Source organism: Rhizobium sp. WSM4643 (genome assembly GCF_025152745.1).
Taxonomy (GTDB): Bacteria; Pseudomonadota; Alphaproteobacteria; order Rhizobiales; family Rhizobiaceae; genus Rhizobium; species Rhizobium leguminosarum_I.
Genome location: NZ_CP104040.1, coordinates 4,034,746 through 4,048,369, shown reverse-complemented (window position 1 = coordinate 4,048,369; position 13,624 = coordinate 4,034,746). Strand labels below are relative to the sequence as shown.

General features: G+C 61.6%; 15 protein-coding genes. 4 read left to right on the top strand and 11 right to left on the bottom strand.

Annotated features, from left to right (window positions below):
- The first annotated feature begins 92 nt into the window (after window positions 1-92).
- From hpt to N1937_RS20000, 3 genes are read left to right on the top strand one after another with little or no spacing between them, the layout of a single operon-like run.
- Window positions 93-635 (top strand): hypoxanthine phosphoribosyltransferase, encoded by a 543-nt coding sequence (hpt, locus tag N1937_RS20010; protein ID WP_003543314.1) that lies wholly within the window; start codon window positions 93-95, stop codon window positions 633-635.
- 46 nt (window positions 636-681) lie between these two features.
- Window positions 682-870 carry a hypothetical protein gene (locus tag N1937_RS20005; protein ID WP_162116793.1) on the top strand — a complete coding sequence of 63 codons (189 nt, stop codon included), beginning with the start codon at window positions 682-684 and terminating at the stop codon, window positions 868-870.
- A complete protein-coding gene (locus N1937_RS20000; RefSeq protein ID WP_003543311.1) occupies window positions 855-1,214 on the top strand; it encodes a response regulator in 360 nt (119 codons plus the stop codon). The genes N1937_RS20005 and N1937_RS20000 overlap by 16 nt, the downstream gene beginning before the upstream one ends.
- Window positions 1,215-1,465: 251 nt before the next feature.
- Here N1937_RS20000 and N1937_RS19995 read toward each other — a convergent pair whose 3' ends face one another.
- The 4 genes from N1937_RS19995 to argH form a co-directional block, all read right to left on the bottom strand.
- Entirely contained in the window at window positions 1,466-4,120 is a 2,655-nt protein-coding gene (locus N1937_RS19995) for a TIGR02302 family protein (protein ID WP_260056822.1), read from the bottom strand.
- A gap of 165 nt (window positions 4,121-4,285) precedes the next feature.
- Window positions 4,286-5,554, bottom strand: a complete 1,269-nt coding sequence (gene lysA, locus N1937_RS19990; protein WP_017966352.1) for a diaminopimelate decarboxylase — start codon at window positions 5,552-5,554, stop codon at window positions 4,286-4,288.
- 11 nt (window positions 5,555-5,565) lie between these two features.
- Window positions 5,566-5,778, bottom strand: a complete 213-nt coding sequence (gene lptM, locus N1937_RS19985; RefSeq protein WP_029871095.1) for an LPS translocon maturation chaperone LptM — start codon at window positions 5,776-5,778, stop codon at window positions 5,566-5,568.
- 133 nt (window positions 5,779-5,911) lie between these two features.
- Window positions 5,912-7,315: an argininosuccinate lyase gene (gene argH / locus N1937_RS19980; protein ID WP_170260999.1), complete on the bottom strand. Its 1,404-nt coding sequence runs from the start codon at window positions 7,313-7,315 to the stop codon at window positions 5,912-5,914.
- A 38-nt stretch (window positions 7,316-7,353) separates the two neighbouring features.
- Here argH and tlpA point away from each other — a divergent pair, with 38 nt between their 5' ends.
- Complete coding sequence (gene tlpA, locus N1937_RS19975) at window positions 7,354-8,016, top strand: thiol:disulfide interchange protein TlpA (RefSeq protein ID WP_170257055.1); 663 nt, start codon at window positions 7,354-7,356, stop codon at window positions 8,014-8,016.
- 178 nt (window positions 8,017-8,194) lie between these two features.
- Here tlpA and N1937_RS19970 read toward each other — a convergent pair whose 3' ends face one another.
- The 7 genes from N1937_RS19970 to N1937_RS19940 all read right to left on the bottom strand — a co-directional run bounded on the left by N1937_RS19970 (window position 8,195) and on the right by N1937_RS19940 (window position 13,598).
- Window positions 8,195-9,076, bottom strand: a complete 882-nt coding sequence (locus N1937_RS19970) for a 3-hydroxybutyryl-CoA dehydrogenase (protein ID WP_017966357.1) — start codon at window positions 9,074-9,076, stop codon at window positions 8,195-8,197.
- A 151-nt stretch (window positions 9,077-9,227) separates the two neighbouring features.
- Window positions 9,228-10,169 (bottom strand): electron transfer flavoprotein subunit alpha/FixB family protein, encoded by a 942-nt coding sequence (locus N1937_RS19965; protein ID WP_260056821.1) that lies wholly within the window; start codon window positions 10,167-10,169, stop codon window positions 9,228-9,230.
- 25 nt (window positions 10,170-10,194) lie between these two features.
- Window positions 10,195-10,944, bottom strand: a complete 750-nt coding sequence (locus N1937_RS19960; protein ID WP_260056820.1) for an electron transfer flavoprotein subunit beta/FixA family protein — start codon at window positions 10,942-10,944, stop codon at window positions 10,195-10,197.
- Between the two features lie 183 nt (window positions 10,945-11,127).
- Window positions 11,128-11,913: a rhomboid family intramembrane serine protease gene (locus N1937_RS19955; RefSeq protein WP_170263048.1), complete on the bottom strand. Its 786-nt coding sequence runs from the start codon at window positions 11,911-11,913 to the stop codon at window positions 11,128-11,130.
- 33 nt (window positions 11,914-11,946) lie between these two features.
- Window positions 11,947-12,525: a cob(I)yrinic acid a,c-diamide adenosyltransferase gene (locus N1937_RS19950; RefSeq protein ID WP_162116784.1), complete on the bottom strand. Its 579-nt coding sequence runs from the start codon at window positions 12,523-12,525 to the stop codon at window positions 11,947-11,949.
- A 21-nt stretch (window positions 12,526-12,546) separates the two neighbouring features.
- Entirely contained in the window at window positions 12,547-12,750 is a 204-nt protein-coding gene (locus N1937_RS19945; RefSeq protein WP_064247712.1) for a twin transmembrane helix small protein, read from the bottom strand.
- A gap of 14 nt (window positions 12,751-12,764) precedes the next feature.
- Window positions 12,765-13,598, bottom strand: a complete 834-nt coding sequence (locus tag N1937_RS19940; RefSeq protein ID WP_170263047.1) for an SDR family oxidoreductase — start codon at window positions 13,596-13,598, stop codon at window positions 12,765-12,767.
- Window positions 13,599-13,624 lie beyond the last annotated feature (26 nt).

The following is a 13,624-nucleotide window of genomic DNA, read 5'->3' as shown; positions in this document are numbered from 1 at the left end:
GGGCCAATCCCGTTAATTTCATGGCCAGCGAGGCTGTTTCAGGCTCGCATATGTGCTAACGGCTTACCCTTCTTTTCATGGAGCAAGCCCTTATGCCTGTCGTGCGCGGAAAAAACATAGAGCCGCTTTTCACCGCCGAGCAGATCGCCGAGCGCAATCATTCGATGGCGCGGGAGATCGCCAGTGGCCCGACCAAGGACCTGCTCGTCATCGCCGTGCTGAAGGGCTCCTTCATTTTCGCCGCCGACCTGATCCGCGCCCTGCATGATAGCGGGCTTGCCCCGGAGGTCGAGTTCATCACGCTGTCGAGCTACGGCATTGGCACGGTTTCTCAGGGCGTGCGTATCGTCAAGGATATCGACAGCGACGTGCATGGCCGCGACGTCCTGTTGATCGACGATATCCTCGAATCCGGCCGGACGCTGCTCTTTGCCAAGGAACTGCTCTTCGAGCGTGGCGCGCGCAACGTCACGATCGCCGTGCTGCTCGACAAGCGCGTCAAGCGTAAGGAAAAGCTGGAGGCCGACTATGTCGGCTTCGAATGCCCTGACTATTTTGTCGTCGGCTACGGCATGGATGTCGCCTATGCGTTTCGCGAACTGCCCTTCGTCGGCGTGGTGACCGGGGACGCCTGAGCTCCTGCATAGTTCCTAAAATCGGAATCGATTTAAGGATAAAATTATGCAGCAATTAAAAATGTTACAGCGTCCTTTGCGCGTCTTAAAGACGCGCGGCGCTGCAATGCCTTCAAGACGAGTTGTTAACCATCTCGCCCATCGCTTCGTCATCTTTACCGATCGAAAAGGAAAGTCTGGTGATTTCCGTCGCGGGGCTGACGACGGAGCGATGCACATATGGCAAGAATTCTGATTACGGAAGACGAAGACTCCCTGCGGTCGTTCGTAGCCCGAGCCCTGCGGCTCGATGGCCACGAGACCGACGAGGCGGCCGATGGAGCCGAGGGCTTGGAGAAGCTCAAGGACGGGGTCTACGATCTGCTGCTTTCAGACATCCGCATGCCTGTGATGGACGGCATTGAACTCGCCCATCAGGCAAAAGACGCTTTTCCTGGCTTGAAAATCCTGCTGATGACCGGCTATGCCGAACAACGCGAACGGGCCGACGATCTTGCCGAGAAGATCATCGATGTCGTCGCCAAACCATTCGCGCTTCCCGATATCCGCAAGGCGGTCGCCCGGGCGCTTGTCGCTTAGAGCCAGGATGCCGAAAAGTGTCAGCGCTTTTCGATCGGTATCCCGCTCTATTTCTTTGATTTAGATCCAGGTTCAGATTCTAAAGCGCGTCGCAATCTTTCAGATTCGCTCCTTGCGCTTTAGGTCTTTATTCCCAATGCATGTCGTTCGCGCAAAACCGCTGCATAGTTTTGCGCGACATGCTTTAGGCCGATCCAGTCTAGAATCATCCTTTCTCGTGCGCGTCCTATTTTTGCGCGGAGTCGTAAGGCCTACTGGATGTCCAGCAACCGTTCGAGATATCGCCGTTCCATTTCCTGCGGTGGATTGTTGCCGAGCTTTTCGCGGATCGCGTCAAGGATTTCTCGCGCCCGCTGAACGTCGATTTCGTCAGGCACCTTCACGCTGTTGTCGCCGAAATCCGGCCCTTGGGTCCGGCGCGGCCGGCCGAGCGGGTCGCGGCCGTTCTGGTCGCCCTGGCCTACCTGGCCGTTCGGACCTTGACCCTGCTGGCCCTGCTGCGCCTGCATCATCTGGTTCATCATGTCGCGGGCGCCCTGGCGAAGCGCTTCCAACGCGCGGCCCTGGCCCTCGACAGCCGGTTGGCCGCGGCCCTGGCCGAGTTCACGGCCGGCGCCTTCCATTTCGCGTTGCGCCTGGCCAAAACCCGGGCCGGGCTTCATTCCCATCTCGCCGAGGCTCTTCTGCAATTCGCCGAGTTGCTTGCCCAACCCATCCTGCTGCGCGCGCAGCTGTTTCAGCGCCTCACGCAGCTGCTCGGCCGTCATCTGGTCGGAGGGCTGCTGTCCATCCTTGCCTTGCTGGCCCTGCTGCTGATCCTGCGGCTCGCCGTTTTCTCCGGGGTTCATCTCGTCGAGCAGCGGATCGTTCTCGCCCATGTCGGGCTCGCCGCGTTGCATGCGGTCCCTGAGCTGCTGGTCGAGCCGGAAGGTCTGCTCCATCAGCTTTTGCTGGTCGCGCAGGATCTCGCCGAGCTTGTCGATCTGCTTGCGGGCTTCGCTGTTTTCCTGGCTCTGCTGGCTGCGCTGCGGCCGGCCGGCCTGCAGGTTGTTCATCATCCGCTGCAATTCCGACAGCATCTGCTGGGCCGCGTCACGATTGCCGGAGCGGGCGAGATTCTCGATCTGATCCATCATCCGTTCCAGATCCTGCTGGCGCAGAATGTTCTGCGCGTTCTGGTTCGGCTGCATCGGCGCGTTCTGCATGCGTTGGGCAAGCTCAGTCATATAGTCCTGCATCGCCTTGCGCAGCTCGTCCATCAGCTTCTTGATCTCCGCGTCCGGGGCGTTGCGGTCCAACGCGTCGGCGAGGTTCTGCTGGGCCTCGCGCAGCTTGCGCTCGGCCAGCGAAAGATCGCCATCCTCCATGCCGAGGGCGATCTCCCACAGATATTGGGCCGTATCCTTCAGCGCATCCTCGCCCTTTGCGAGCTTCATACGCGTCAAGGCGGATTCCAAGAGCAGGTAATTGGTGAGCTTCGGGATGGTCTCCTCGGGGCGGATGGTCAGCGCCTCGTTCAGGGCGATCGCCTGCGGCATCTTGCGCGTATCGAGCGCGAAAACCTGCCGTTCCTCGGCGACGGCCGCGGCAAGCGGCTCGTTGAAGGGGCGTGACGGCAGCGTCATCTCATGCGGCGGGCTGCGGCCGGTCTGGCCGGCGGCATCCTTGGCGAAGAGCGTGATGCGCACACGTTTGCCGGCAAGCGGATGTTCGGTCAGGTTCCGGCTGGTCACAGCCTTGGCGTCGCGGGCGTTGCGGCGCGGAATATCCAGCCGGTATTCCGGCAGTGGATAGAGCGGCGTTGCCGTCGGATCGGGGTCGACAGGAACGATTTCCGCATGCGCTTCCTGGACGCCGTAATCGTCCCTGACGGTGAAGCCGATTTCAAGCGCGCCGTTGACGCTGGGCTTCGGCAGCCCGTCGAAGGCAATTTCCGGCGCCTTGTCGGGCAGCACGTTGAAGCTCCAGCGGCGGCCGTTGACCTCGAGTGCGCCGTTCTCCTGCAGCTTCATCATATGCGTCTGCGCGACGAGAGCCTGGCTGGCCGGTGCCGCCGTCTGCTGCTCGCTGCCTGATACCGCTGTCTGCTGCGGCTTGGTATCGGCCTGCACGGCGATATCCTGCGCCTCGCCGTTCGCCTTGCGGAACACGACTTTTTCGGCCGTCCTTCCGCCGCTGACCCGGACAGTGAGGCCTGAAAACTGGGGAATGCCGATCGGCGCCTGCTCGCTCCCGTCAGCCGTAAGGTAAACCGGGGCGCGGCCGGTATAGGAAGGCGGCGTTACCCAGGCGTCGATGCGCACCGCCGGATCGCTGACCACCTGCGCGGGCGCCGCCTGCAACGCGTCGCGTATCGAGCCGCCGTTGATCGATAGCGAATAACCGAAGGCCGTGACGAGCAGCAGCGCCGGGACGGTGCGCAGGGCGAAACGATCATGCGCGGCGATATCAGGTCGCGGCAGTCCGGCATCGAGCGCCGCGATCTTTTCAGCCATGCGCGTCTGGTGCTCGCGCCAGAGCGCCCGGCCGAAGGGCGTATCGAAGGCCGGCTCGTCTTCCTGGACGGTGACCGGCTGGTGCGGCAGGCCGTTGCGCTCTTCCAGCATGCGGTCGGCCTCGGCGATCCTCGGCCAGCGCAAGGTGCGGAAGGGGAGGAGCGAGACGAGAAAAGCGGCAGCAAAGGCGATGAGCAGCAGAATGCGCAGCCAGTCCGGCACGCTGCGGAAGAGACCGAACCAGGAGGCGGAGAGATAAAAGGCGATGACGGACAGTACCGGCATCAGAGGCGGCAGCAACTGCTCGAATAAGAGCACGATGCGCGCCAGCAGGCGTTTTGTCGTCACCAGCCGGGCAAGCGAGGGACGGAAGGCAAATGCACCTTTCTTCTGCCTCGAGGGGCTTGTCATCGGTCCGGTCTCCGCGATCTGGCGTTCTGGAACAGAGGGCGCTTCCGGCGATTGCGGGGCAATACGCTCATGAACGAAAGGATAACACTCTTTGTGGCGAAGGCGAGGGCGAGCGGCCGGTAATACCGGCTTTTCACGTTTATTCGCCAAAAAGTGATGGCTTGTTCAGTCGAGCCAGGCCGGAACGGAATCGAGGCTGATCAGCTCGGCATAGGTTCGGCGCGGTCGAATCGTATGGAAATCGCTGCCCCTGACCAGAACTTCGGGCACCAGCAGGCGGCTGTTATAAGTGCCGGCCTGGACCGCGCCATAGGCGCCGGCAGTGCTGACGGCCATCAGGTCGCCGGGTTTCGGCATCGCCATCTCGCGGTCGAGCGCCAGATAGTCGCCGGTCTCGCAGACGGGGCCCACGACATCGGCGCGGATGCGCGGCGCGTTGGCCGCCGAAATCGTTACAGGGCGAATCTCGTGATAGGCCTCGTAGAGCGTCGGGCGGATGAGATCGTTCATCGCGCCGTCGACGATGACGAAGGTCTTTTCGCCGCCATCCTTCACATAGAGGACTTCTGTCACGAGAATGCCGGCATTGCCGACGATCAGGCGGCCGGGTTCGGTGATGATCTTACAGTCCAGGCCGCGCAGCTGGTTCTTGACGATTGCCGCGTAGGCGTCCGGCAGCGGCGGCGGATTGTTGTCGTCCTTGTAGGGAATGCCGAGGCCGCCGCCGATATCGACGTGGTGGATGGTGTGGCCGTCGGCACGGAGCGTCGCGACAAGGTCGTGCAGCAGCTTGAAGGCGTCGTCGAAGGGCTGGAGTTCGGTGATCTGGCTGCCGATATGCATGTCGATGCCGGTGACCGCGATGCCGGGCAGCTTTGCGGCATGGGCATAGATGGCGCGGGCGCGCTCCCAGGAGATGCCGAACTTGTTTTCCTTCTTGCCGGTCGAGATCTTGGAATGCGTCTTCGCATCGACATCAGGGTTGATGCGGAAGGAGACCGGCGCTTTCTTGCCCGCGCTCACGGCGCGCTGGTTGAGGATTTCAAGCTCGGGCTCGGATTCGACATTGAAGCAGTAGATGCCGGCCTCAAGGGCGAAATCCATCTCGGACGGCGTCTTGCCGACACCTGAGAACATGATGCGGTCCGCCGGAATGCCGGCGGCAAGCGCGCGGCGCAGTTCGCCTTCAGAGACCACGTCGATGCCGGCGCCGAGACGGCCCAGCGTCTTCAGCACTGCCTGGTTCGAATTCGCCTTCATCGCATAGCAGACCATGGAGTCCATGTCGGCGAAGGCTTCCGAAAAGACGCGGTAATGACGCTCCAGCGTTGCAGTGGAATAGACGTAGAAAGGCGTGCCGACCGCCTTGGCGATCTCGGGAACGGGAACGTTCTCGGCATGAAGGACGCCGTCGCGGTACTCGAAATGGTTCACGGGCTTGTGCCTTAAAGAAGGGGATCGAGAAGGAAGGGTTTGTCGACGGTTCCCGGCTGTTTCGTCGGCTTGGAAACGTCGCCTTCCTTGGTTGCCGCAGCGCTCGGCGGATCGAGGTCGCCCTTGCGCCCGCATCCGGCAACGGCAAGGCCGATGACGGCGAGAACCGCCGTCAGGCGGACGAGGTGGGGCAGGCTCTTCATGGATATCCTCTTCTGCGGCATGTGACGGCATCATTCATATCGAATGACGGACATCTTCATAGCGAAGTTTATCCGCCTTGTGCACCCTGATTGTTGGCGGTCTTTCCGCGCCTGCAGGAAGGGTGCGGCGGCTTTTCGCCAGGCCCTGTATCTCTTAGTTGCGGGCGCGCCAGAAGGCGATCTGCCTGCGTACTTCGGACGGCGCCGTGCCGCCGAAGCTCTTGCGGCTGGCGACCGAGGCCTCGACGGTCAGCACATCATAGACCTTGTCGGTGATGTCGGGATGGATCGCCTGCAGATCGGAGAGCGGCAGCTCGGCAAGGTCGCAGCCCTTGCTTTCGGCGAGTGCAACGGCGCGGCCGGTGACGTGATGGGCGTCGCGGAAGGGGAGGCCTGCTTCGCGCACCAGCCAGTCGGCAAGATCGGTCGCCGTCGAATAGCCGGAGCCGGCCGCCGCCTTCATGCGTGCGGTGTTGACAGTCATGTCGCGCATCATGCCGGTCATGGCGGCGATTGCCAGTTCCAGGCTCTCGGCTGCGTCGAAGACCTGTTCCTTGTCTTCCTGCATGTCCTTGGAATAGGCGAGCGGCAACCCCTTCATGATCGTCAGCAGCGCCACCAGCGAGCCGTTGATGCGACCGGTCTTGGCGCGCACCAGTTCGGCAGCGTCCGGGTTCTTCTTCTGCGGCATGATCGACGAGCCGGTCGAGAAGGCGTCGGACAGACGCACGAAACCGAATTGCGGGGTCGACCAGATGACGATCTCTTCCGCCAGACGCGACAGGTGCATGCCCGCGATCGCTGCGATCGACAGGAATTCGATGGCGAAATCGCGGTCGGAGACCGTATCGATGGAGTTGCGGGTCGGCTCGCGGAAACCGAGCGCCTTGGCCGTCATGTGGCGGTCGATCGGATACCCGGTGCCGGCAAGGGCGGCGGCACCGATCGGGCTTTCATCCAGATGCTCGATGGCGTGGCGCACGCGCGAGCGGTCGCGGCCGAACATTTCGACATAGGCCATGCAGTGATGGCCGAAGGTAACGGGCTGGGCGGTCTGCAGATGGGTGAAGCCCGGCATGACGCTTTCGGCATGTTCTTCGGCGCGGTCGAGGAAGGCCGCGATCAGGCCGGTCAGCATCTGCTCGGTCTTCTCAAGCTCTTCCTTCACCCAGAGACGGAAGTCGAGCGCCACTTGATCGTTGCGCGAGCGGGCGGTGTGCAGGCGGCCGGCGGCGGGGCCGATCAGGGTCGCCAAGCGTGCTTCGACATTCATATGGATGTCTTCGAGCTGACGCGAGAATTCGAAATTGCCGCTTTCGATTTCTGACAGGATCGTGTTTAGCCCGTGAACGATCTTGTCCTTATCGTCAGCGGAAATAATCCCCTGATGGGCGAGCATCGTCGCATGGGCAATGGAACCGCGGATATCCTGCGCGAATAGCTTCTTGTCGAAACCGATCGAGGCATTTATCTCCTCCATGATCGCGTCCGGGCCGGAGGCGAAGCGACCGCCCCACATCTGGTTGGAGGATTTGGTGTCCGTGTTGTCGTCGGCCATGAAGGTGTCCGCCTTGAAAGCATGTCCTGGAGAATGAAATGACGACAAGAAAACCCCTCGGGCTGCCATCCCTGAAATGGATCGCGATAGCCGCCGTTGCGGGTGTTGTTGCCGGTGCGGCAGCGGTATACGTGAAGGAGACGGGGATTGGCAATGGCGGCGGCGAAACGGCCTCGGCCGAATGCAAGCTCGCTAAAGACCGCATCGCCGGCATTACACCGCTGATGAGGGGACAGGTGGCCGCCATGGTCGCCGCCAATGAGCCGCGCAAGCTGACCGCCATTTCCTTCAACGGGCCGGACGGCAAATTGCTGACGCTCGATCATTTCGCCGGCAAGATCGTGCTTCTCAATCTCTGGGCGACATGGTGCGTCCCCTGCCGCGAGGAGATGCCGGCGCTGAATGCGCTCGAGAAGGAGATGGGCAGCGACCGGTTCCAGGTGGTGCCGGTCAATATCGATACCGGCGACGACGAGAAGCCGAGGACCTTCCTCGCGGACACCGGCGTCGATGCGCTGCAGCTCTATCGCGACAATACGATTTCGGTATTCAACAGCCTGAAGAAGGAAGGCCTCGCTTTCGGGCTGCCGGTGACGCTGCTGATCGATGACAAGGGATGCCTGATCTCCGCCATGAACGGCCCTGCCGCCTGGGACAGCGAGGATGCCAGGGCGCTGATCAAGGGTGCGATCGGATCGTAAGAACGCCGGTCAGGAGTCTCCGTCGCCTTTTATGAGGAACACACCCGCAAGTCCGATGAGTACGAAGCATTGCAGCAGGAACATCGGAGTTTCGGTCGACATTGCGTTTCCTCGCGTTCACGGCAAGGAAAGCATTTCGCGGGCGCTCGGTCCATTCAGCCTTTCTGATGATGTCAGCTTAGCGCGTCGGGACCGGCACTTCGCCGCGATAGTCATAGAAGCCGCGGCCGGACTTGCGTCCGAGCCAGCCGGCTTCGACATATTTCACCAGCAGCGGACAAGGACGATATTTCGAGTCCGCCAGGCCGTCATGCAGCACCTGCATGATCGAAAGGCAGGTGTCGAGGCCGATGAAATCGGCAAGCTGCAGCGGCCCCATCGGATGGTTGGCGCCGAGCTTCATCGCCGTATCGATGGCGTCGACCGTGCCGACGCCTTCATAGAGCGTGTAGATCGCTTCGTTGATCATCGGCAGCAGGATGCGGTTGACGATGAAGGCCGGGAAATCCTCGGCGACGGTGATGGTCTTTTCCAGCGTGCCGACGAATTCCTTGGCGGCGGAGAAGGTCTTCTCGTCGGTGGCGATGCCGCGCACCAGTTCGACCAGCTTCATCACCGGCACCGGGTTCATGAAATGTATGCCCATGAAGCGTTCGGGGCGGTCGGTGGCGGCAGCAAGCCGGGTGATGGAAAGGGAAGAGGTGTTGGTGGCAAGCAGCGCTTCCGGCTTCAGGACCGGACAGACCTGAGTATAGATCTTGCGCTTGACTGTTTCATCCTCGGTGGCGGCCTCGATGACGAGATCGGAGGGGGCGAGATCATTGACATCGGACGAGCCTGATATGAGCGACAAGGTCGACTTGCGTTCCTCTTCGGTCATCTTGCCGTTCGTCACCAGGCGAGCCAGGTTGCCGTTGATGGTGGCAAGGCCGGATTCGATGCGGTCCTGCGAGAGATCATAAATGTGAACCCTGTAGCCTGCGGCGGCCGAAACATGCGCGATGCCGCAGCCCATCTGGCCGGCACCGATAATACCAATATTCTTCAACACCGCATTCATCTCCAAACCCCCGCACGGCATTCGCCCCCGCGCCGCCGTATTTTTCTAGCAATACTGCCGGACGAAGGATCGCCCGGCAGCAGTAGTAGTAGCCCGATAAAAGATAATTTTCCAGTCATTCGCAAGTGCGAAAGAAAAGCATTTGACGCAGCTAGAGCGCCTTTTGCAATTCCGGCAAGACATCGAAGAGATCGGCGACCAATCCGTAGTCGGCGACCTGGAAGATCGGCGCCTCCTCGTCCTTGTTGATGGCGACGATCACCTTCGAATCCTTCATGCCGGCCAAATGCTGGATGGCGCCTGAAATGCCGCAGGCGATGTAGAGATCAGGCGCCACCACCTTGCCGGTCTGGCCGACCTGCCAGTCGTTCGGCGCATAACCGGCATCGACGGCGGCTCTGGATGCGCCGACGGCGGCACCGAGCTTGTCGGCCAGCGGCAGGATGACTTCCCTGAATTTTTCCGCCGAACCGAGTGCCCGGCCGCCGGAGATGATGATCTTGGCCGAGGTCAGTTCCGGCCGGTCGGAGGCCGACAGCGCATCGGCGACGAAGGTGGAAAGACCCGGATCGGATATCGCCGGGATTGCCTCGATCGTCGCCGAACCACCCTCCGGCGCAGAGGCGAAGGATGCGGTGCGCACGGTGATGACCTTCTTGGCGTCCGTTGCCTGCACCGTCTGGATGGCGTTGCCGGCATAGATCGGCCGCTTGAAGGTGTCGGACGAGATCACCTCGATGATCTCGGAGACCTGGGCAACGTCGAGAAGGGCAGCGACGCGCGGCAGCACGTTCTTGCCGACGGAGGTGGCGGCCGAGATAATCGTGTCGTAGCTGCCCGCGAGCGAAACGATCAGGTCGCCGAGCGGTTCGGCCAGATTGTTGGCGAGTTCGTCGCTTTCGGCGAGCAGCACTTTCGAGACGCCGGCAAGCTTGGCGGCGGCGTCGGCAGCGGGCTTGGCAGCCTTGCCGGCAACCAGCACATGCACGTCGCTTGCCTGTTCCTTGGCGATCTTGGCTGCTGCCGTCAGCGCCTTGGCGGTCTGATCGGACAGGCTGGCATTGTCGTGGTCAGCCAGAAGAAGAATGGTCATGATATTGGCTCCTGTTCCCAGCTGATTACAGCACGCCGGCTTCGTTTTTGAGCTTGTCGATCAGTTCGGCGACCGACTTGACCTTGACGCCGGCCTTGCGGCCTGACGGTTCCTCGGTCTTCAACACTTTGAGATGCGGTGTGGTGGAGACACCGAAGTCGCCGGGCGTCTTCTTGTCGAGCGGCTTCTTCTTCGCCTTCATGATATTCGGCAGCGAGGCATAGCGCGGTTCGTTCAAGCGCAGATCTGATGTGACGACCGCCGGCAGTTTGATCTCGATCGTCTGCAGGCCGCCATCGACTTCGCGGGTGACGGTTGCTTTGCCATCACCGATCTCGATCTTCGAGGCGAAGGTCGCCTGGGCAATTCCCATCAGTGCTGCCAGCATCTGGCCGGTCTGGTTGCTGTCATCGTCGATCGCCTGCTTGCCTGATATGATCAGCCCCGGCTGTTCGGCATCGGCCACAGCCTTGAGGATCTTGGCAACCGTGAGCGGTTCTACAGCATCGTCGGTCTCGACCAGGATCGCCCGGTCGGCGCCCATGGCAAGGGCGGTCCGCAGCGTCTCCTCGGCCTTGGCAGGACCGATCGACACCACCACCACTTCCTCGCACTTGCCGGCTTCCCTCAGCCGCAGCGCCTCTTCCACCGAGATCTCGTCGAACGGGTTCATCGACATCTTCACATTGGTTAGCTCGACACCCGTGCCATCCGGCTTCACCCGGATCTTCACGTTGTAGTCGACAACCCGTTTGACTGGGACGAGTATCTTCATGGGGTCCTTCCTTCAGGAGAAACTGGCTTCGGAGCCTTTTTTAGAAAATGCGCGCTTAGGCGCCGCTCCGATTGTCGAATGGCGACATGGATACGCGTTTTTCCTCCAAATTCAACGCATGCATGACGCCGGCAAGCGATTTGCCTCGGCAATATGTGGACGTTTACGTTCACGTCAATATCGTCAGTGTCGGCCCCAGGGAAAGCGCTGCGCCGTCCGCCCGTCCGTGCCGGCCGCGATGGCCGGGCCGGTGCCCGGGTCGTTTCTGACGGCGCGAGGCGTGACGATCTGCCGGTCGAAGAGCGGCACACCAGGCCGGCGGAACACCAGGATCAGGAAAGCGCCGGCAAGGATGCCGCCGACATGCGCGCCCCAGGAAACGTCGCCGTCAGACGCGATCGCCAGCATGAAGAACTGCTGCCCGATCCATAAAAGCAGCGGCACGAAGGCCGGCAGGGGCAACGGAACACGGAAAAACACCAGCACCCAGACCCGGACGCGCGGATGCAGCATGACATAGGCGGCAATGACGCCGGAGACCGCCCCCGATGCGCCGACCAGCGGCGCTTCCGAGGTCATGGTCAGCAGGCCGTGACAGAGCGCGCCGGCGGCGGCACAGATGAGATAGAAGATCAGGAAGCGCAGATGCCCCATCGCATCCTCGACATTGTCGCCGAAGACCCAAAGGAAGATCATGTTGCCGGCCAGATGCCAGAAGCCGGTATGAACGAAGGCGTAGGTGAGGTAGGTGAGGGGTTCCGGCACGATCTCCAGCCCTTGCGCCAGCACCGCGTGGCCGAAGGCGATTGCCGGGATATAGCCGAGCCCGACGGTCGTCGCCTGGGCTGCCTGTTCGTTCTCAAAACTGGTCAAAAGCCAGACCGCGATATTCAACGCCATCAATGCGAGCGTCACCCACTGAACCTTGATATGTTTCAAGGTATTGGCATCGTGAAGTGGTATGAACATAAAGGCCCCCCGGCGATCGTGATCGCGACAAGCCTATCTGTTTTTTCCCGGAACCCAAAGCACATCCGCATGGCCCCCGTCATTTGCATGACGTGCGGCGACGAAGAGGAAATCGGACAGGCGGTTGACATATTTCATCGCCGGCTCGCCGAGGATTTCGCCGTCGGTGCGGGCAAGCGCCACCATCAGACGTTCGGCACGGCGCGCAATCGTGCGGGCGAGATGCAGATGCGCGGCGGCCGGGCTGCCGCCTGGGAGGATGAAGGATTTCAGCGGCTGCAGATCGGCGTTCAGCTGGTCGATATCGCGCTCGACGCGGTCGACCTGCGTCTCCGAGATCCGCAACGGTTCATAGGCCGGCAGTTCGCCAGTGTCAGGGGTGGCGAGATCGGCGCCGAGATCGAAGAGGTCGTTCTGGATCGACATCAGCATGGCGTCGAGTTCAGGCAAGCCGGCCGTGTACAGCCGAGCCAGGCCGATCGCGGAATTGGCCTCGTCGATCGTGCCGTAGGCCTCGACACGCAGATCGTCTTTGAGCCGGCGTGGGCCGGAAACCAGCCCGGTCGTGCCGTCATCGCCCGTTTTCGTGTAGATCTTGTTGAGCTTGACCACGGTTTCCTCCTTGAATGACGATCAGGTTGGGCGGCCACCGCCGGTCAGCCAGAGCGTCAGCATGATCAGGATGACGGCGACCGCCTGCAACAGCACACGAAGCTGCATCAGCTTGTTGGAACGGTTGGCATCGCCGCCCTTCATCATGTTGAAGAGACCGCGGATCAGGACGAGGGCGACCACGCCCATGACGATGATCGCGAGGATATAGGTGACTGTGGACATGGCATTCAGCTTTCTCAGTCCATCCAGCGCATCAGGCGGTAGAAGAGGTCTGCCGGAAGCAGCCGCTTCAGGAACATGCCCTGCTTGGCCGGAGTCGTTACGGGATAATGTGGCCTCGGATTTTTCGAGTTCAATGCGTGTTTCAACACGGAATAGACCGCTTCCGGGCCGAGCTTGTGGCGGTTGACCGGCCCCGATCCGTCGAGCCTCGCCAATTGCCTGACGTAATCGACCGCGTGCGGCGAATTCTCGAGATCGATATGCTCCTTGATCTTTGCGAGCGCGTTGGCGGTGAACCGCGTGGCGATCGGTCCCGGCTCGATCAGGCTCACATGGATGCCGCTGCCCTGCAACTCCATGCGCAGGGTGATGCTGAGGCCTTCGAGCGCGAATTTGGAAGCGGTGTAGGCGCCGCGATAGCGATAGGGGACGACGCCGAGGATCGACGAGCATTGCACGATCCGCCCTTGGCCGCGTTTGCGCATCGGCGGAATGACCTGCCGCGTCAGCTCATGCCAGCCGAAGAAATTCGCCTCGAACTGCGCGCGCAGCGTTGCCGTCGATAGATCCTCGACGGCGCCCGGCTGGCCGTAGGCGCCGTTATTGAAGAGCGCGTCGATGCGGCCGCCGCTGCGTTCCAGAACCGCGCCGACCAGATCGGAAATCGTCTCGGTCCTGGTATAATCCATCAGGAAGGCTTCGATGCCTTCCGCTTCCAGCCCCTTGAGATCGTCCGGTTTGCGCACCGTCGCGAAGACACGCCAGCCATCGGCTTTCAGCGCCCGCGCGCAATGAGCGCCGATACCGGACGAACACCCGGTCACGACGATGGTGCGTTCTCCCGCCATGGAATGATTCCTGTACAAAATGGGAC